Consider the following 18,394-nt stretch of genomic DNA (forward strand, 5'->3'; position numbering starts at 1 on the left):
ACGCGTGGTGGCCCTCGGAGTGTCAGTGCAGAGGCATAGACTTCGACGCTGACCCCCCGGATCGACCGCCGCCAGTCGTCCCCAGTTTTCCCAGGAGGCCGCACGTGTCAAAGCCGCCGTTCACGCACCTGCACGTCCACACCCAGTACTCGCTGCTGGACGGTGCCGCGCGGCTCAAGGACATGTTCGACGCGTGCAACGAGATGGGCATGTCGCACATCGCCATGTCCGACCACGGCAACCTGCACGGGGCGTACGACTTCTTCCACTCCGCGAAGAAGGCCGGAGTCACCCCGATCATCGGGATCGAGGCGTACGTCGCGCCCGAGTCCCGGCGCAACAAGCGCAAGATCCAGTGGGGCCAGCCGCACCAGAAGCGGGACGACGTCTCCGGTTCGGGCGGTTACACCCACAAGACCATGTGGGCGACGAACAGCAAGGGCCTGCACAACCTCTTCCGCCTCTCCTCCGACGCCTACGCCGAAGGCTGGCTGCAGAAGTGGCCGCGGATGGACAAGGAGACCATCAGCCAGTGGTCCGAGGGCATCGTCGCCTCCACCGGCTGCCCCTCCGGCGAGGTGCAGACCCGGCTGCGCCTCGGCCACTTCGACGAGGCCCTGAAGGCGGCCGCCGACTACCAGGACATCTTCGGCAAGGACCGGTACTTCCTGGAGCTGATGGACCACGGCATCGAGATCGAGCACCGGGTCCGCGACGGTCTTCTGGAGATCGGCAGGAAGCTCGGCATCCCGCCGCTGGTGACGAACGACTCGCACTACACCTACGCGCACGAGGCGACCGCCCACGACGCCCTGCTGTGCATCCAGACCGGCAAGAACCTCTCCGACCCGGACCGCTTCCGCTTCGACGGCACCGGCTACTACCTGAAGTCGACGGACGAGATGTACGCCATCGACTCCTCCGACGCCTGGCAGGAGGGCTGCGCCAACACGCGCCTGATCGCCGAGATGATCGACACCACCGGCATGTTCGAGAAGCGCGACCTCATGCCGAAGTTCGACATCCCCGACGGCTTCACCGAGGTCACCTGGTTCCAGGAGGAGGTCCGCCGCGGCATGGAGCGCCGCTTCTCGGGCCAGGTCCCCGAGGACCGCCAGAAGCAGGCCGAGTACGAGATGGACGTCATCATCCAGATGGGGTTCCCGGGGTACTTCCTGGTGGTCGCCGACTTCATCATGTGGGCCAAGAACCAGGGCATCGCGGTCGGCCCCGGCCGAGGCTCCGCGGCCGGTTCGATCGTGGCGTACGCGATGGGCATCACCGACCTCGATCCCATCCCGCACGGCCTGATCTTCGAGCGGTTCCTGAACCCCGAGCGCGTCTCCATGCCCGACGTCGACATCGACTTCGACGAGCGCAGGCGCGTCGAGGTGATCAGGTACGTGACCGAGAAGTACGGCGCCGACAAGGTCGCCATGATCGGCACCTACGGCAAGATCAAGGCGAAGAACGCCATCAAGGACTCCGCGCGCGTGCTGGGCTACCCGTACGCGATGGGCGACCGGCTCACCAAGGCCATGCCCGCCGACGTCCTCGGCAAGGGCATCGACCTCAACGGCATCACCGACCCGACGCACCCGCGCTACAGCGAGGCCGGCGAGATCCGCTCGATGTACGAGAGCGAGCCGGACGTCAAGAAGGTCATCGACACCGCCAAGGGCGTCGAGGGCCTGGTCCGGCAGATGGGCGTGCACGCGGCCGGCGTGATCATGTCCAGCGAGCCCATCGTCGACCACGCCCCGATCTGGGTCCGGCACACGGACGGCGTGACCATCACGCAGTGGGACTACCCGCAGTGCGAGTCGCTCGGCCTGCTGAAGATGGACTTCCTCGGCCTGCGCAACCTCACGATCATGGACGACGCCGTCAAGATGGTGAAGTCCAACAAGGGCATCGACCTCGACCTGCTGTCGCTGCCGCTGGACGACCCCACGACCTTCGAACTGCTGCAGCGCGGCGACACGCTCGGCGTCTTCCAGTTCGACGGCGGCCCGATGCGCTCCCTGCTGCGGCTGATGAAGCCGGACAACTTCGAGGACATCTCCGCCGTCTCCGCGCTCTACCGTCCCGGCCCCATGGGCATGGACTCGCACACCAACTACGCGCTGCGCAAGAACAACCTCCAGGAGATCACGCCGATCCACAAGGAGCTGGAGGAGCCCCTCCAGGAGGTCCTCGCGGTCACCTACGGCCTGATCGTCTACCAGGAGCAGGTGCAGAAGGCCGCCCAGATCATCGCGGGCTACTCGCTGGGCGAGGCCGACATCCTGCGCCGCGTGATGGGCAAGAAGAAGCCCGACGAACTGGCGAAGAACTTCGTCCTCTTCCAGGCCGGAGCCCGGAAGAACGGCTACAGCGACGAGGCCATCCAGGCCCTGTGGGACGTGCTGGTCCCCTTCGCCGGCTACGCCTTCAACAAGGCGCACTCGGCCGCCTACGGCCTGGTCTCGTACTGGACCGGCTATCTGAAGGCGAACTACCCGGCCGAGTACATGGCCGCCCTGCTCACCTCGGTCAAGGACGACAAGGACAAGTCGGCCGTCTATCTGAACGAGTGCCGGCGCATGGGCATCAAGGTGCTGCCGCCCAACGTCAACGAGTCCATGTCGAACTTCGCCGCGCAGGGCGACGACGTGATCCTCTTCGGCCTCTCCGCCGTGCGCAACGTCGGCACCAACGTCGTCGAGTCGATCATCAAGTGCCGCAAGGCCAAGGGGAAGTACGCGTCCTTCCCCGACTACCTGGACAAGGTGGAGGCGGTCGTCTGCAACAAGCGGACGACGGAGTCGCTGATCAAGGCGGGCGCCTTCGACGAGATGGGACACACCCGCAAGGGCCTCACCGCGCAGTACGAACCGATGATCGACAACGTGGTCGCGGTCAAGCGCAAGGAGGCCGAGGGCCAGTTCGACCTCTTCGGCGGCATGGGCGACGAGCAGAGCGACGAGCCCGGCTTCGGACTCGACGTGGTCTTCGGCGAGGACGAGTGGGACAAGACCTACCTCCTCGCCCAGGAGCGGGAGATGCTCGGTCTCTACGTCTCCGACCACCCGCTCTTCGGCCTGGAGCACGTGCTGTCCGACAAGGCCGACGCGGGCATCTCCCAGCTCACCGGCGGTGACTTCGGCGACGGCGCGGTCGTCACCATCGGCGGCATCATCTCGGGTCTGCAGCGCAAGATGACCAAGCAGGGCAACGCCTGGGCCATCGCCACCGTCGAGGACCTGGCCGGCTCCCTGGAGTGCATGTTCTTCCCGGCGACCTACCAGCTGGTCTCCACGCAACTGGTCGAGGACGCCGTGGTGTTCGTCAAGGGCCGGCTCGACAAGCGGGAGGACATCCCCAGGCTGGTCGCGATGGAGCTGATGATCCCCGACCTGTCCAACGCGGGCACCAACGCGCCCGTCGTCCTCACCATCCCGGCCACCCGCATCACGCCGCCGATGGTCAGCAGGCTCGGTGAGATCCTCACCCACCACCGGGGCGACAGCGAGGTGCGGATCAAGCTCCAGGGGCCCACGAAGACGACGGTGCTGCGCCTGGACCGGCACCGGGTGAAGCCCGATCCGGCGCTGTTCGGCGACCTGAAGGTGCTGCTCGGGCCGTCCTGCCTGGCGGGCTGAGCGGGCCGTCCCGCCCGGCGGGCCGGGCGGAGAAACGAGCGAGGGGCGCCCCCGGTTGCCGGGTGCGCCCCTCGTCGTGGATGTCAGTTGTGGCCGAAGCGCTTGTTCCGCTTGCGCGAGGCCGCGTCGCCGGGCGTCGTCAGCTGCGGGGAGTGCTGCTCCTCGCGGTCCAGTACGGCCGACTCGGCGGCCTGCGGGGAGCGCTCGGCACGGGGCTGCTTACGATCACGGTTGTTCTTGTTCTTGGCCATGGTGATCTACCTCCTGAGGGGGATCTAGGGGCCAGGGCCGGAACCAGATTCACATAGGCCAACAAAGAACGCATATCGGGCAATTACCGTCCGTGACGCGGTCCGAGCGGTCACCGGGTGCCGAAACGCCACGCCGAAGATCGAGTTCGGGCCGTTAACCTCCGCGTGGTCGGGCAGACTCGAAGGAAGCCCGAAGCAAACCTCCCGGAAAGAGGGTGGACCGCGTGGACCGCTGCATCGTCCTGGTGGACGCCGGGTATCTGCTGGGGGCCGCCGCGAGTCTCCTGGCGGGGGAACCCTCGCGCTCCCGCATCACCGTCGATCACGCCGCCCTCATCCAGGGGTTGCGCGACCGCGCCGAGTCCGACACCCAGCAGCCCCTGCTGCGCATCTACTGGTTCGACGGCGCCCCCGACCGCGTCCCGCAGCCCGAACACCGGCGGCTGCGCGTGATGCCCAGGGTCACCGTCCGGCTCGGCGCTCTCACCCGCAGTGACGGACGGTGGGCACAGAAGGGCGTGGACGCCGCCATGCACGCCGAACTGACCGAACTGGCCCGCAACCGCGCCTGTTCCGACGTCGTCCTGGTGACCGGCGACGGCGACCTGCTGCCCGGGATGATGGCCGCCAAGGAGCACGGCGTCGCCGTCCACCTGTGGGCCGTGCAGGCCGCCGACGGCGACTACAACCAGTCCGAGGACCTGGTCGCCGAGGCCGACGAACGCCGCGTCCTGGACCGTACGTGGATCACCAAGGCCGTACGCGCCAAGGAACTCGGCGGTATCTGCGCGCCGCCGCCCGTACCCCGCCCCGAGATCGCCGCGATCCTCTCCGCGCCGCTGCCCGAGTCCGCGCTCTCCGCCGCCCAGCGGCCCGCCGAGGCGCCCGAACACCCCACCACGGCCGCCGCGGGACCGTCCGGCACCGAGGAACGGGTACCGCCCGCCAAAGGCGTCCCCACTCCCAAGGACCTCGCCGCCCTGCGCGCCCCCGGCGCCCACCCCGCCCCGCAGCCGGCCAACGCCACCCTGCGCTGGTCCTCCGACAAGGGCTGGGTCGACCGGCCCGCCGCCGAGCCCTCCGAGGCCGCCGCCCTGCCGACGCTGGCCCAGCTCACCACGGCCGAGCAGCGCTGGGCCGACCGCGAGGAGGACATCACCACGGTCGGCGGTGACCCGTACGAGGTGGGGCAGGTCTTCGCCCGGCGCTGGCTGGAACGGCTCGGCGACCACGGCCACCTGCAGAAACTGTCCGGGATGTACCCGCGCATCCCGCATCGCGTCGACGGTGAGCTGCTGCGCTACGCGGCCCGCTTCGGACTGCTCGCGCACAAGGACGACCAGATCGACGAGCACGACCGGTACGCCATCCGGGCCGGGTTCTGGCGGGAGATCGACGTGCGCACGGCGACCGAACGCACGCCCGCCGCCGAGTGAGACGCCCCGGCACCCCCGGTGATCCCCGGTGATCCCCCGCGCTCCCGGGCCGGACCGACACCTGCTGAGCCCAACCGACACCTGCTGAATCGACACTTATGGGCGGACCCGGGAACCGGCCGAGGGGACCGACCCCGTAGTCTCCTCCCTTGTGAGTACGCGCGCGGCACAGGCACCTCGACCCGGTGGCGATGCCGTGTGCGCGGTGCGCTCACTGACCAAGACCTATCCGGCGGTGCGCGGCAGGCGCGGGGTACCCGCCGCCCCCGAGGTGCGGGCCACCGACGACGTCACCCTGGACATCCGCCGCGGTGAGATCTTCGGACTGCTCGGACCCAACGGCGCCGGAAAGTCCACCCTCGTCCGCCAGCTCACCGGGCTGATGCGGCCCGACGGCGGCAGCGTGGAGATCCTCGGGCACGACATCGTGCGCCACCCGGAGCGGGCCGCGCGGATCCTCGCCTACCTGGGGCAGGAGTCCAGCGCCCTGGACGAGCTGACCGTGTCGCTCGCCGCCGAGACCACCGGGCGGCTGCGCGGCCTGGACGTGCGCCGGGCCCGCGCCGAGCGGGACGCCGTGCTCGAGGAACTGGGCCTGACCGGCCTCGCCGCCCGCCCGATCAAGAAGCTCTCCGGCGGCCAGCGCCGCCTGGCCTGCTTCGCCGCCGCACTGGTGGGGGAGCGGCCGCTGCTCGTCCTTGACGAGCCGACCACCGGCATGGATCCGGTGGCCCGGCGGGCGGTGTGGTCGGCCGTCGACCGGCGGCGCGCCGAGCACGGCGCCACCGTGCTGCTCGTCACCCACAACGTCATCGAGGCCGAGACCGTGCTCGACCGGGTCGCCGTCCTGGACCGGGGACGCGTGATCGCCTGCGACACGCCCGCCGGGCTCAAGGAACAGGTCGCCGGCGAGGTCCGCGTCGACCTGGTGTGGCGCGAGAGCGCGCCGCTGAACGTCCCGGAGGTCGCCGCCCTGCGCGACCGCGTCGTCGAGTCGGGGCGCCGCTGGACCCTGCGGCTCGCCCCCGAGGAGGCCCGCGCGGTCGTCGCCACCGTCACCGGCGGCGCCGCCTTCGCCGCCCTGGACGACTTCACCCTGGCCACGCCCAGCCTGGAGGACGTGTACCTGGCGCTGGGCGGCGCCGCGCGGCAGGGGCTGGTGAGGACGTGAGCACACGAGCGAAGGGGAGCTGCGCGACGTGAGTGTCGTACCCGCCGATGCCCTGCGGGGTGCCGCCCCGGCGGCCGAGGGGCGGCGCGCGGCCGGTCCGGCCGAGCTGGGGCCGAAGGCACGGCTGTGGCCCTCGCTGGTGGCCGTGTACCGGGCGCAGCTGTCCCGGGCCCGGGTCGCGCGCATCCCGCTGCTGTTCGTGGCGACCTTCCAGTCCATCGGCATCATGATCCTCATGCGCGGCGTCGTCGACGGCGGCGGCGAGGCACGGGCCGTGGTCGCCGGATCCGCGGTGCTCGTCGTGGCCTTCGTCGCGCTGAACCTCCTCGCCCAGTACTTCGGCCAGCTGCGCGCCAGCGGCGGCCTCGACCACTACGCGACGCTGCCGGTGCCGCCGGCCGCGGTGGTGCTGGGGGCGGCGGGCGCCTACGCGTCCTTCACCGTGCCCGGGACCGTGGTGACCGCGGTGTTCGGATGTCTGCTGTTCGGGCTGCCGATGACCCACCTGTGGGTGCTGGTGGCCGTGATCCCGCTGGCGGGCGCCGCCCTCGCCGGACTGGGCGCGGCGCTGGGGCTGCTCGCCCCCCGGCCCGAGTTCGCCACCCTCCTCGGCCAGCTCGGCATGTCGGCGGCGCTGCTGCTCGGCGTGCTGCCGCCCGAGCGGATGCCGCAGGTGGTCCGCCTGGCCCGGGACCTGCTGCCCTCCACGTACGGCGTGGAGGCCTTCGCGCGCACCTTCGGCGAGCGGCCCGACTGGGGCTTCGTCCTCGGCGACCTCGCGGTGTGCGCCGCGGTCGGGGTGATCTCGCTGGCCGTGGCCACCTGGGCGTACCGCCGGGCCGCCGTCCGGTGACGCGCCGCACGGGCGGGTTTGGCACGATGGCACGGTGACCGCACCCTTGACCCCGCCACCGCCGCCGAACGAACGCCCGTCGTACCAGGGCGGGCCGGTGCCGCCGCCCGTCGGCGCACACGCGGTGTCGGCCGCGCCCGGCGGTTCCCACGACCCATACGGCACGTACGGCGAACAGAACGGCCCCGGGATGTTGACCGAAATGCGGCAGGCCGCCCTGACCGCGTTGGCGGTCGCGCTCTCCGGTGCGCTGCTGGGCGTGCTGTGGTGGAAGCTGGCACCGAGCGTGCCGCTGGTGGGTGAGATCATCGACGGCAGCTGGGTCGTCTACCTCAAGGACTCCGAGGGCGAGCAGGCGATCGGCGTCGACGGAACGTTCACGCTGCTCGCGCTGGCGTTCGGGGCGCTCAGCGCGGTCGTGCTGTTCCTGCTGCGGCGGCGCGGGGGCGTGCCGCTGGTGGTGGCCCTCGGCGTCGGCGGGCTGCTCGGATCGCTGCTGGCGTGGCGGCTCGGGATGTGGCTCGGGCCGACGCAGGACGTGATCGCGCACGCGAAGGACGTGGGCAAGGGCGTGACGTTCGCCGCCCCGCTCAAGCTGGGCGCCAAGGGCGCGCTGCTGGCGTGGTCGCTGGCGGCACTGGTGGTCCACCTGGGGCTGACGGGACTGTTCGGACCCCGGGACCCGGAGCCGGATCCGTGGCCGGCACCGGGGCAGTACCCGTCGGGCCCCTACGGGGGCAAGTCGGCCTAGGCCGGGCGGCGGCCGTGGTTCGCGCGGCCCTTCCTGGTGCGCCACCGGCGTTTGCGTGTTCGCCTCGACATGTCCTGTCTGATTAGCCGACAACGGGACGTCCGTCGAGAGGGCACGCACGTCCGCTCGGGTCAGGCACGCCCGATCGGCGCCAGCACCGCGTCCGTGAGCCCGGCCAGGTCGTCGGGGGACAGCTCGACCTCCAGGCCGCGGCGGCCCGCCGAGACACAGATCGTGGCGTGTCCGGCGGCCGACGCGTCCAGGACCGTCGCCAGCCGCTTGCGCTGGCCCAGCGGGGAGATGCCGCCGCGCACATAGCCCGTGGTGCGCTCGGCCAGGGCCGGGTCGGCCATCGCCGCGCGCTTGCCGCCCACCGCGGCCGCCAGCGCCTTGAGGTCCAGCCGGCCCGCCACCGGCACCACCGCGACCGTGAGGGCGCCGTCGACGTCGGCCACCAGCGTCTTGAACACCCGTTCCGGCGACACCCCCATCGCCTCGGCCGCCTCCTCGCCGTAGGACGGGTGGGCCGGGTCGTGCTCGTAGGCGTGGACCGTGTACGTCACCCCGGCCGCCGTGAGCGCCACCGTCGCGGGCGTGCCGCCCGGCTGCTGCTTCTTCGCCTTGCTCGGCTTGTTCGGGTTCTTCGCCATGCGGGCCAGTACCTCAGTTGAGACTCGTCGGGCCGCGCGTCAGTTCCTGCGCGGGCAGGGACGGCAGCGTACGGATGATGGCGGTCTCGGCGCGAAGGAGTTTCAGCTCGTCCCGCAGCCGCGAGGCGGTGTCCGGGGCCTGGAGCAGGCGCTGCTTCGTCGGCGTGTCCAGCATCATCGCGGCGGCGACCAGGTAGGAGACCACACCCGGTTCGTCGGGCAGGTCGGCGCCGGTCGCCAGTGACCGTTCGCGGGCCCCCGCCAGCCGCTTCTGGTACTGCCGGAAGGACCGCAGCACGCCCTCCGCCAGGGCGCCCGCCTCGTCGCCCGGCTCCTCCGGCAGCGGCTCCAGCTCGGCCGTCAGGAACGGACCCGAGGCCTCCACCGAGAGCAGCCGCATCCGGGTCGTGCCGGTCGCCAGCACCTCGAAGGTGCCGTCGGCCCGCTCCCGGACCGTCGCCGCGTCCGCGACGCAGCCCACCTTGTGGAACGCCTTGAGCGGGTCGGTCCCGAACCCGGCCGTCGGACCGCGCTCGACGGTGGCCGTGGGGTCGGGCAGCCCGGGGGCGGTCCGGGCCACCTCGTAGCCGTCGCGGATCGCCACGACGGCGAACCGGCGTGGTTCGTCCTCGGGGGTCTTCAGCAACTCGCGCATCATGGCGCGATAGCGCTCCTCGAAGATGTTGAGCGGGAGCACCAGCCCCGGGAACAGGACCGAGTTCAGGGGGAAGAGGGGGAGCCGGACGGTGGTCACGACCCAGAAGCCTAATGGTCGCCGGGGCGGACGCGTTCGCCGTGCCCGTTCCGTGGCCGCCCCGGAGCCGCCGTCCCGGTCGCGGGGACCGCTTCCCCGGGGTGCGCACGGACGTCCGCGCGCACCCGCAGGAAGCCGCCGAGCGGGTCGTCCGTGTCCCGGTCCCACGGGAAGGACGTGACGTACGGGCCGGTCAGCCGCAGCTGCTCCGCCGCGTCCCGGTGGCGTTCCAGGCGCAGGAGGACGTAGGCGAGCAGGTTCCGCAGTTCCGCCGCCCAGGGATCGGCCGCCGGGTGGGCCGCCGAGAGGGTGATCGCGCGGTCGGCGGCGGCGTCCAGACGGGGGCGGTGGGTGCGTACGGCGGCCGTGGCCGCGCCGACGTCGGTGCGGCGGCCGGTGCAGGTGCCGGTGTCGGAGCCGGTGTCGGTGGCAGTCAGGCAGGTGTAGGCCGCGTGCAGCGGCAGCGCCCGTACGAGCGCCTCCTCGGGCGCCTCCTGGGCGGCCGTCTCCGCGAAGTCGAGGCACTCGCCGTGGGCGTCGGGCGAGGCGGCGGCCAGGTACTCCAGGGCGGCGACATGACTGCCGTAGTGGTGCGGGCTGCGGCGGACCGCCTGCTCCCACAGGCGCTCGAACTCGGCGTGTCCGGCGCCCGCGCCCCGTGCGGCGTCCAGCGCGGTCCGCCACGGCACCGGGTCGGCGGGGCCGGACCCCTCGGCGGCGGCGACCACGGCGGGGATCACCTGGCGCAGGAGTTCGGTGCGGGCCGGTGAGTCCCAGTGGCGGTGGACCGCCAGGCGGGCCGCGACCAGCAGGGCGTCCGGATCGTCCGGGGCGGTGGCGCGCCAGGTGTCGAGCCACTCGGAGCGGAAGCGCGCGAAGGCGGCGAGCCGGGTCGCGTAACGGTCGCGGTGGTCCCATTCGGCGGCCTGGCGGGTACCGGCGAGGAGGCGTGCCGCGGGGCCGTACTCGCCGTGGGCCGCGGCGACGAGGGCCGGGGCGAGGCGGTCGTCGGGGGCGTCGAGGAGCACGTCGTCGTCTGGGGCGGGCCGGGGCGACCGGGACCGGGCCCGGGCGGCCGCGGTCCGCAGGAACGCGCGCAGCATGGCCAGTACGACGGCCGAGGGTTCGGGATGGTTGTGCGGCCTCGGCCCCGCCGTCGGCCGTTCGGGTCCCCACCCGTGCCAACCGCACCACCCGCACCACGCGCGCCACTCCTGCGGGGGACCCCGGCGGCTCCTCCCGCCGTCGGCGGGACGTGTCCGGGCTGGAGGGGGCCGGAGGGGTCAGCTTCGGCGGAGGAGGCGGGTGGCGCCCGCCGCCACGGTGGTCGCCAGCACCCAGCCCAGCAGGACCAGGGCCGTCGACAGCCACTGCCAGCCGCCGTGGAGCTGCCAGGAGCCGGCCTGGCCCAGGTCGATCACCGGGAGGAGGAGGTCGAGGGCGAAGAGGGCCGGGTTCCAGTCCGGGTGTTCGCCGCTCTTCAGCGGGGGAGGGTCCGCGCGCGCGAAGGCGAGGGAGCCGGCGGCCCACAGGACCGCCATCCACACCGCCGCCCGGCCCGGCCGGTATCCGTAGGCGACCGTCCAGTCCTGGGCGTAGCCCACCAGCTTCGCGGCGACCGGCAGGCTCTCGCGGCGCCTGCGGTGCTTGGCGAGCAGCACCTCGCGGGCGTCCTCGTCCTCGCCGCCGGCCCGCAGCACGGCGGCCAGGCGCTCGTACGGCTCCGGGTTGTACTCGGCGGTCGCGGCGCCCACCCAGCGCAGCCGCTTCTGCAGCGGGAACGGCCCGCGCGGCACCAGGTTCTCGTAGGCGAAGCCGCCCATGTGCAGCCGGCCGGGGCCCGGCCAGCTGTCCGCCCGGTCCATCAGGTTGACCACCCGCGCCCCCGACAGCACCACCCGCCCGCGCGCCGGACGCTCGCCCAGGAAGCGCAGCTCCGGCGTCTGCACCCGGCGCAGCGACAGCTCCTGGTCGTCGGTGAAGGTGAACCGGGCGTGCTCCAGGTCGAGCGCGTCGCCGAACCGCCCGTCGTCGAGCCGCACCCCGCCCTCGCACTCGAAGCGCTGGATGCGGGTGCCCTGCGCGGGCGTGGTGCCCCGAAGGAGCGGGCTGCCGAGGCCCGCCGGGGTGAGGTACAGCGTGCGCTCCACCGTCAGCTGCGGGGCGTTCAGCGCGTGCCGCGTGTACGGGTTCAGCAGCCGGGCGCCGCGCAGGCTCAGCGACACACCGACCTGGGCGCTGCGCAGGCTCACCTCGCCGTGCGACTCCAGCATCTCGGCCTGGAGGTCCTGCCCGACGGTCATGCCGTCCGCCGCGATGGAACGCCCGCTGCGGTCCCGGTGCACGATCGCCTGGTTGAGCAGCAGGTCGGTGCCTATCTGCGCGTCCGTGAGCCGGATGCCGCCCGGGAAGCGGGAGCGCGGCAGGTGCAGGTCGCCCTCGGTGTGCAGCCGGGCCGCCTCCAGGCGCGGCACCGCGCAGTCCACCAGCCGCACCGTCGTGAACCGGGTCTCCGGCAGCAGCACCTCCCGCTCGAAGCGGCAGCGGCGCAGCTCGACGTAGGGCACCACCGTGCCGCCCGCCAGATCCATCGTGTCGCTGATCCGCACCCCCACGAGCTGCAGCGAGGACACCCGGCCCGCGAGCGCCGGCGGGCCGTCGAGAAGCAGCCAGCACACGACGCGGGCCCGCACGGTCCGCTCCGGCCCCCACGGCTGCCCGCCGTGCGGGTCGTCGACGAGTGCGTCGCCGCTGCTCAGGTCGTACACGCTGCCGTTGCGGAAGGCCTGCCACATGCCGGCCTCCGCCGTGGTCAGGTCGTCCGGCAGCTCTCCGTCACGGTGGCCGGCCCCCTCGGTCACGGTGCTTCACTCCCTCCCCACCTACTCGCCGGTCGCTCACTCTTCGTACAACCGTTCATGCCCACTGCGTGACCTTCTGAACACTCAAAGTGAGCACGGATCGCGCGAGTTCACCGTGGGCGGTGACGTCCGTCGCGTTCTGTATCAGCCATTGATACGCGCGGACCGGGCCGGACGCGGGTCTGAGAGAATTGGTTCCGTGATCTCCCGAATCGATCTGCGCGGCGACGCCCTCCCCGAGGGCCCCGCCCTGCGCGACCTGCTGCCCCGAGCCGACTTCGACGTCTCGGTCGCCCTGGAGAAGGTGCGTCCGATCTGCGAGGCCGTGCATCATCGCGGGGACGCGGCGCTGATCGACTTCACCGAGCAGTTCGACGGCGTCCGGCTGGAGCGGGTGCGTGTCCCGGCCGAGGAGCTGACCCGCGCCCTGGAGGGCCTGGACCCGGACGTGCGCGCCGCGCTGGAGGAGTCCATCCGCCGCGCCCGCCTCGTCCACCGCGAGCAGCGCCGCACCACGCACACCACCCAGGTCGTGCCCGGCGGCTCGGTCACCGAGAAGTGGGTCCCGGTCGAGCGGGTCGGGCTCTACGTGCCCGGCGGCCGGTCGGTCTACCCGTCCTCCGTGATCATGAACGTGGTGCCCGCGCAGGAGGCCGGGGTCGGCTCGATCGCGCTCGCCTCGCCCGCGCAGGCCGAGTTCGGCGGCATCCCGCACCCCACCATCCTGGCCGCCTGCGCCCTGCTCGGCGTCGACGAGGTGTACGCCGCGGGCGGCGCCACCGCCGTCGCGATGTTCGCCTACGGCACCGAGTCCTGCCCGCCCGCCAACATGGTCACCGGCCCCGGCAACATCTGGGTCGCCGCGGCCAAGCGCTTCTTCACCGGGAAGATCGGCATCGACGCCGAGGCGGGCCCGACCGAGATCGCCGTCCTGGCGGACTCGACCGCCGACCCGGTGCACGTCGCCGCCGACCTGATCAGCCAGGCCGAGCACGACCCGCTGGCCGCCGCCGTCCTGGTCACCGACTCCGTGGAGCTGGCGGACGCGGTGGAGAAGGAGCTGCAGCCGCAGGTCGAGGCCACCAAGCACATCGAGGACCGGATCCGCCCGGCCCTGGCCGGCCGCCAGTCCGCGATCGTCCTCGTCGACGGCCTGGACGAGGGCCTGCGCGTCGTGGACGCCTACGGCGCGGAGCACCTGGAGATCCAGACCGCCGACGCCGCCGCCGTCGCCGACCGGGTCAGGAACGCCGGCGCGATCTTCGTCGGCCCCTGGGCGCCCGTCTCGCTCGGCGACTACGCGGCCGGGTCCAACCACGTCCTGCCCACCGGCGGCTGCGCCTGCCACTCCTCGGGCCTGTCCGTGCAGTCCTTCCTGCGCGGCATCCACATCGTCGACTACACGCGCGACGCGCTCGCCGAGGTCGCGCGGCACGTGGTGACGCTGGCCGAGGCGGAGGACCTGCCCGCGCACGGCGCGGCGATCAAGGCGAGGTTCGAGTGGAAGGTCCCGGAGAGCAAGTGACGTTCGGCATCGACGATCTCCCCGTACGGGACGAGCTGCGCGGCAAGTCCCCCTACGGCGCGCCCCAGCTGGACGTGCCGGTACGGCTGAACACCAACGAGAACCCCTACCCGCTGCCCGAGGCACTGGTCGAGCGGATCGCCGAGCGGGTCCGCGAGGCCGCCCGCGACCTCAACCGCTACCCCGACCGGGACGCGGTCGAGCTGCGCACCCAGCTGGCCCGGTACCTGACGGACACCACCGGACACCCGCTGGACGTGGGCAATGTCTGGGCGGCCAACGGCTCCAACGAGGTCATCCAGCAACTGCTGCAGACCTTCGGCGGGCCGGGCCGCACCGCGATCGGCTTCGAGCCGTCGTACTCGATGCACGGCCTCATCGCGCGCGGCACCGGCACCGGCTGGATCTCCGGGCCGCGGCACGAGGACTTCACCATCGACGTGCCCGCCGCCGAGAAGGCGATCGCCGAGCACCGCCCGGACGTCGTCTTCGTCACCACCCCCAACAACCCCACCGGCAACGCGGTCCCCGCCGAGACGGTCCTCGCCCTCTACGAGGCCGCCCAGGCCGCCAAGCCCTCCATGGTCGTGGTGGACGAGGCGTACATCGAGTTCAGCCACGGCGCCTCCCTGCTGCCGCTGCTGGACGGCCGGCCGAACCTGGTCGTCTCCCGCACCATGTCGAAGGCGTTCGGCGCGGCGGGCCTGCGCCTCGGCTACCTGGCCGCGCACCCGGCCGTCGTCGACGCCGTCCAGCTCGTACGGCTGCCCTACCACCTGTCGGCCGTGACGCAGGCGACCGCGCTGGCCGCTCTGGAGCACACGGACACGCTGCTGAAGTACGTCGAGCAGCTGAAGACCGAGCGGGACCGGCTGGTCGCCGAACTGCGCGCCATCGGCTACGAGGTGACCGAGTCCGACGCCAACTTCGTCCAGTTCGGGCGGTTCGCGGACTCCCACGCGACCTGGCGGAAGATCCTCGACCGGGGCGTCCTGGTCCGGGACAACGGCGTGCCGGGGTGGCTGCGGGTCACCGCCGGAACCCCGGAGGAGAACGACGCGTTCCTCGACGCGGTACGTGAAGTCAAGAAGGAGCAGCACACATGAGCCGCGTAGGGCGCGTGGAGCGCACCACCAAGGAGACCTCGGTCCTCGTCGAGATCGACCTCGACGGCACCGGCAAGACCGACATCGCCACCGGCGTCGGCTTCTACGACCACATGCTCGACCAGCTCGGCCGGCACGGTCTGTTCGACCTGACCGTGAAGACCGACGGCGACCTGCACATCGACTCCCACCACACCATCGAGGACACCGCCCTCGCGCTGGGCGCCGCCTTCAAGCAGGCCCTCGGCGACAAGGTGGGCATCTACCGCTTCGGCAACTGCACGGTCCCGCTGGACGAGTCCCTCGCCCAGGTCACCGTCGATCTGTCCGGCCGCCCCTACCTCGTGCACACCGAGCCCGAGAACATGGCGCCGATGATCGGCGAGTACGACGTGACGATGACCCGGCACATCCTGGAGTCCTTCGTCGCCCAGGCCCAGATCGCCCTGCACGTGCACGTGCCCTACGGGCGCAACGCGCACCACATCGTGGAGTGCCAGTTCAAGGCGCTGGCCCGGGCCCTGCGCTACGCCTGTGAGCGCGACCCGCGCGCCGCCGGAATCCTGCCTTCCACGAAGGGCGCGCTGTAACCCATGAACGGTACGTCCACCGCACTGATCGTCGTCGGTCTCTTCTTCCTCGGCGGCATCTACTCCTTCGCCAAGCAGCAGATGCCCAAGGGCCTGATCGTGCTGCTCTCCATCGGCGCCGGCATGTGTCTGCTCGCGGGCGTCCTGAGGCTGGAGGTCTGGAGTTGACCCCGGTGAACCCGAAGCGGGTCGTCGTCTTCGACTACGGCTTCGGCAACGTCCGTTCCGCCGAGCGCGCCCTCGCGCGCGCGGGAGCCGACGTCGAGATCACCCGCGACTACGACAAGGCGATGAACGCCGACGGACTGCTGGTCCCCGGCGTCGGCGCCTTCGCCGCCTGCATGGACGGCCTGAAGGCCGCCCGCGGCGACTGGATCGTCGACCGCAGGCTGTCGGGCGGCCGTCCGGTCATGGGCATCTGCGTCGGCATGCAGATCCTCTTCTCGCGCGGCATCGAGCACGACGTGGAGGCCGAGGGCCTGGACGAGTGGCCCGGCACGGTCGGACCGCTCAAGGCCGACGTGGTGCCCCACATGGGCTGGAACACGGTCGAGGCACCGGCCGACTCCCAGCTCTTCGCCGGCCTGGACGCCGACGCCCGCTTCTACTTCGTGCACTCCTACGCCGTCCACGAGTGGACCCAGGAGTCGCACAACCCGCTGATCGCCCGGCCCAGGGTCACCTGGGCCAGGCACGGCGAGCCCTTCGTGGCCGCCGTGGAGAACGGCGCGCTGTGGGCCACCCAGTTCCACCCCGAGAAGTCCGGCGACGCCGGAGCCCAGCTCCTCACCAACTGGATCGAAACCCTCTAGAGATGAGCCCGGTAGAAGAGATGAGCCCGGTAGAGATGAGCAAGCTCGAACTCCTCCCCGCCGTCGACGTCCGCGACGGCCAGGCCGTCCGCCTCGTGCACGGCGAGTCCGGCACCGAGACCTCCTACGGCTCCCCGCTGGAGGCCGCCCTCGCCTGGCAGCGCTCCGGCGCCGAGTGGCTGCACCTGGTGGACCTGGACGCGGCGTTCGGCACCGGGGACAACCGCGCGCTGATCGCCGAGGTCGCGCAGGCCATGGACATCAAGGTGGAGCTGTCCGGCGGCATCCGCGACGACGACACCCTCGCCGCCGCCCTCGCCACCGGCTGTACCCGGGTGAACCTGGGCACGGCCGCCCTGGAGACCCCCGAGTGGGTCGCCAAGGTCATCGCCGAGCACGGCGACAAGATCGCGGTGGGCCTGGACGTACGGGGCACCACGCTCCGCGGCCGCGGCTGGACCCGCGACGGCGGCGACCTCTACGAGACGCTGGACCGCCTGAACAAGGAGGGCTGCGCCCGGTACGTCGTCACCGACATCGCCAAGGACGGCACCCTGCAGGGCCCCAACCTGGAGCTCCTGAAGAACGTCTGCGCGGCCACCGACCGCCCGGTAGTGGCCTCGGGCGGCGTGTCCTCGCTGGACGACCTGCGCGCGATCGCCGGGCTCGTCCCGGCCGGTGTCGAGGGGGCCATCGTCGGGAAGGCCCTGTACGCGAAGGCGTTCACCCTGGAAGAAGCCTTGGAGGCTACGTCGTGAAATCGGACACCGTGTCATGACATCCGAAGCCGTACGGCGCGTGCAGAGCGGGAGCCCCTGGGAAGAGTCCTTCGGTTTCGCCCGCGCCGTGGCGGCGGGTGATCGTGTCATCGTGGCGGGCACCACCGCCTTCAAGGGCGACATGCTCTACGGCGAGGGCGACCCGTACGAACAGACCAAGGTGGCCTTCGGCACCGCCGCCGAGGCGATCGCCGAGTTCGGGCTCGGCATCGAGTCCGTGATCCGGACCCGTGTGTACCTGGCGCATTCGCGCGATGTCGATGAGGTGGGCCGCGCCCACAAGGAGCTGTTCGACTCCGTACGGCCTGCCACGACCCTGCTGGTCGTGGAGGGCTTCATCGACTCGCGGGTTCTGGTGTCGGTCGAAGTGGAAGCGTATAGAGGAGCCGTGGATTCATGACCCTGGCGGTCCGAGTCATTCCCTGCCTGGACGTGGACAACGGCCGGGTCGTCAAGGGCGTCAACTTCCAGAACCTGCGCGACGCGGGCGACCCCGTCGAGATGGCCAAGGTGTACGACGCCGAGGGCGCCGACGAGCTGACGTTCCTGGACATCACCGCCTCGTCGGGCAACCGCGAGACGACCTACGACGTGGTGCGCCGCACCGCCGAGCAGGTGTTCATCCCGCTGACCGTCGGCGGCGGGGTGCGTACCGCCGAGGACGTCGACAAGCTGCTGCGGGCCGGTGCGGACAAGGTGGGCGTCAACACCGCCGCCATCGCCCGCCCCGACCTGATCCGCGAGATCGCCGAGCGCTTCGGCCGCCAGGTCCTGGTGCTGTCGGTCGACGCCCGCCGCACCGAGGCGGGCACCTTCGAGGTGACCACCCACGGCGGCCGGCGCGGCACCGGCATCGACGCCGTGGAGTGGGCGCACCGGGCAGCCGAGCTGGGCGCGGGGGAGATCCTGCTCAACTCGATGGACGCGGACGGCACGAAGGACGGCTACGACCTGGAGATGCTGGCGGCGGTCCGCAAGCACGTGAGCGTCCCCGTGATCGCCTCGGGCGGCGCGGGCCGCCTCGCCCACTTCGCCCCGGCGGTCGAGGCGGGCGCGGACGCGGTCCTGGCGGCCTCCGTCTTCCACTTCGGCGACCTGCGGATCGGCGAGGTGAAGACCGCCCTGCGCGAGGCGGGCCGCCCCGTCCGGTAGTTCGAGAGGTCGCCCTCGGTAGTGAACATGGTAGTGATCCCGGTGGCGGCCTCGCTAAG

At 71.9% G+C, this 18,394-nt stretch carries 18 protein-coding genes; 13 read left to right on the forward strand and 5 right to left on the reverse strand.

Translation table 11 applies throughout. The annotated features are described in order from the left end of the window. Positions 1–104: 104 nt before the first annotated feature. On the forward strand, positions 105–3,644 hold the full coding sequence (gene dnaE, locus ACH4D3_RS33965) for a DNA polymerase III subunit alpha (protein WP_398330342.1): 3,540 nt from the start codon (positions 105–107) through the stop codon (positions 3,642–3,644). Positions 3,645–3,727: 83 nt separating this feature from the next. Here the strand turns inward: dnaE and ACH4D3_RS33970 are convergent, their stop codons facing one another. After that, positions 3,728–3,895: a hypothetical protein gene (locus ACH4D3_RS33970; RefSeq protein WP_398330345.1), complete on the reverse strand. Its 168-nt coding sequence runs from the start codon at positions 3,893–3,895 to the stop codon at positions 3,728–3,730. Positions 3,896–4,119: 224 nt separating this feature from the next. On the opposite strand from ACH4D3_RS33970, the gene ACH4D3_RS33975 reads away from it, so the two are divergent. From ACH4D3_RS33975 to ACH4D3_RS33990, 4 genes are all read left to right on the forward strand, one after another. Next, the gene (locus ACH4D3_RS33975) at positions 4,120–5,331 is read left to right on the forward strand and encodes an NYN domain-containing protein (protein WP_398330348.1); all 1,212 of its coding nucleotides are present in this window, start codon (positions 4,120–4,122) and stop codon (positions 5,329–5,331) included. 196 nt (positions 5,332–5,527) lie between these two features. Beyond that, the gene (locus ACH4D3_RS33980) at positions 5,528–6,502 is read left to right on the forward strand and encodes an ABC transporter ATP-binding protein (protein WP_398330605.1); all 975 of its coding nucleotides are present in this window, start codon (positions 5,528–5,530) and stop codon (positions 6,500–6,502) included. 28 nt (positions 6,503–6,530) lie between these two features. Beyond that, the gene (locus tag ACH4D3_RS33985) at positions 6,531–7,355 is read left to right on the forward strand and encodes an ABC transporter permease (protein WP_109031846.1); all 825 of its coding nucleotides are present in this window, start codon (positions 6,531–6,533) and stop codon (positions 7,353–7,355) included. A gap of 34 nt (positions 7,356–7,389) precedes the next feature. Continuing rightward, positions 7,390–8,106, forward strand: a complete 717-nt coding sequence (locus ACH4D3_RS33990; protein ID WP_398330351.1) for an AAA family ATPase — start codon at positions 7,390–7,392, stop codon at positions 8,104–8,106. Between the two features lie 131 nt (positions 8,107–8,237). On the opposite strand, the gene ybaK is transcribed toward ACH4D3_RS33990, so the two are convergent. The 4 genes from ybaK to ACH4D3_RS34010 form a co-directional block, all read right to left on the reverse strand. After that, entirely contained in the window at positions 8,238–8,756 is a 519-nt protein-coding gene (ybaK, locus tag ACH4D3_RS33995) for a Cys-tRNA(Pro) deacylase (RefSeq protein ID WP_398330354.1), read from the reverse strand. A gap of 13 nt (positions 8,757–8,769) precedes the next feature. Continuing rightward, a complete protein-coding gene (locus ACH4D3_RS34000; RefSeq protein WP_398330357.1) occupies positions 8,770–9,510 on the reverse strand; it encodes an LON peptidase substrate-binding domain-containing protein in 741 nt (246 codons plus the stop codon). Between the two features lie 11 nt (positions 9,511–9,521). Further along, positions 9,522–10,613: a hypothetical protein gene (locus tag ACH4D3_RS34005; RefSeq protein WP_398330359.1), complete on the reverse strand. Its 1,092-nt coding sequence runs from the start codon at positions 10,611–10,613 to the stop codon at positions 9,522–9,524. Positions 10,614–10,793: 180 nt separating this feature from the next. Further along, complete coding sequence (locus ACH4D3_RS34010) at positions 10,794–12,371, reverse strand: oxidoreductase (RefSeq protein ID WP_398330362.1); 1,578 nt, start codon at positions 12,369–12,371, stop codon at positions 10,794–10,796. Between the two features lie 199 nt (positions 12,372–12,570). On the opposite strand from ACH4D3_RS34010, the gene hisD reads away from it, so the two are divergent. Genes hisD through hisF form a run of 8 tightly spaced genes read left to right on the forward strand, consistent with a single transcriptional unit; the run spans position 12,571 to position 18,335 of the window. After that, positions 12,571–13,896 (forward strand): histidinol dehydrogenase, encoded by a 1,326-nt coding sequence (gene hisD, locus ACH4D3_RS34015; RefSeq protein WP_398330365.1) that lies wholly within the window; start codon positions 12,571–12,573, stop codon positions 13,894–13,896. Next, entirely contained in the window at positions 13,893–15,002 is a 1,110-nt protein-coding gene (locus ACH4D3_RS34020) for a histidinol-phosphate transaminase (protein WP_398330368.1), read from the forward strand. The genes hisD and ACH4D3_RS34020 overlap by 4 nt, the downstream gene beginning before the upstream one ends. Next, the gene (gene hisB / locus ACH4D3_RS34025) at positions 14,999–15,592 is read left to right on the forward strand and encodes an imidazoleglycerol-phosphate dehydratase HisB (protein WP_398330371.1); all 594 of its coding nucleotides are present in this window, start codon (positions 14,999–15,001) and stop codon (positions 15,590–15,592) included. The genes ACH4D3_RS34020 and hisB overlap by 4 nt, the downstream gene beginning before the upstream one ends. 3 nt (positions 15,593–15,595) lie before the next feature. Then, the gene (locus ACH4D3_RS34030; RefSeq protein ID WP_003976764.1) at positions 15,596–15,760 is read left to right on the forward strand and encodes a hypothetical protein; all 165 of its coding nucleotides are present in this window, start codon (positions 15,596–15,598) and stop codon (positions 15,758–15,760) included. Further along, a complete protein-coding gene (gene hisH / locus ACH4D3_RS34035; protein ID WP_398330374.1) occupies positions 15,757–16,404 on the forward strand; it encodes an imidazole glycerol phosphate synthase subunit HisH in 648 nt (215 codons plus the stop codon). Before ACH4D3_RS34030 ends, hisH begins: the two co-directional genes overlap by 4 nt. Before the next feature lie 35 nt (positions 16,405–16,439). Then, the gene (priA, locus tag ACH4D3_RS34040; RefSeq protein WP_003976766.1) at positions 16,440–17,162 is read left to right on the forward strand and encodes a bifunctional 1-(5-phosphoribosyl)-5-((5-phosphoribosylamino)methylideneamino)imidazole-4-carboxamide isomerase/phosphoribosylanthranilate isomerase PriA; all 723 of its coding nucleotides are present in this window, start codon (positions 16,440–16,442) and stop codon (positions 17,160–17,162) included. Positions 17,163–17,178: 16 nt separating this feature from the next. Continuing rightward, positions 17,179–17,583, forward strand: a complete 405-nt coding sequence (locus ACH4D3_RS34045; protein ID WP_398330377.1) for a RidA family protein — start codon at positions 17,179–17,181, stop codon at positions 17,581–17,583. Beyond that, a complete protein-coding gene (hisF, locus tag ACH4D3_RS34050; RefSeq protein ID WP_398330380.1) occupies positions 17,580–18,335 on the forward strand; it encodes an imidazole glycerol phosphate synthase subunit HisF in 756 nt (251 codons plus the stop codon). Before ACH4D3_RS34045 ends, hisF begins: the two co-directional genes overlap by 4 nt. Positions 18,336–18,394 lie beyond the last annotated feature (59 nt).

Source organism: Streptomyces sp. NPDC018026 (assembly GCF_044327745.1).
In the GTDB taxonomy this organism is placed as follows: Bacteria; Actinomycetota; Actinomycetes; order Streptomycetales; family Streptomycetaceae; genus Streptomyces; species Streptomyces rubrogriseus.

Excerpts from the sequence above, each read along its gene's own strand:
- hisF (WP_398330380.1), top strand. The coding sequence starts at position 17,580 with ATGACCCTGGCGGTCCGAGTCATTCCCTGCCTGGACGTGGACAACGGC.
- ACH4D3_RS33970 (WP_398330345.1), bottom strand. The coding sequence starts at position 3,895 with ATGGCCAAGAACAAGAACAACCGTGATCGTAAGCAGCCCCGTGCCGAG.
- ybaK (WP_398330354.1), bottom strand. The coding sequence starts at position 8,756 with ATGGCGAAGAACCCGAACAAGCCGAGCAAGGCGAAGAAGCAGCAGCCG.
- hisB (WP_398330371.1), top strand. The coding sequence starts at position 14,999 with ATGAGCCGCGTAGGGCGCGTGGAGCGCACCACCAAGGAGACCTCGGTC.
- ACH4D3_RS34030 (WP_003976764.1), top strand. The coding sequence starts at position 15,596 with ATGAACGGTACGTCCACCGCACTGATCGTCGTCGGTCTCTTCTTCCTC.
- ACH4D3_RS34045 (WP_398330377.1), top strand. The coding sequence starts at position 17,179 with ATGACATCCGAAGCCGTACGGCGCGTGCAGAGCGGGAGCCCCTGGGAA.
- ACH4D3_RS34005 (WP_398330359.1), bottom strand. The coding sequence starts at position 10,613 with ATGCTGCGCGCGTTCCTGCGGACCGCGGCCGCCCGGGCCCGGTCCCGG.
- priA (WP_003976766.1), top strand. The coding sequence starts at position 16,440 with ATGAGCAAGCTCGAACTCCTCCCCGCCGTCGACGTCCGCGACGGCCAG.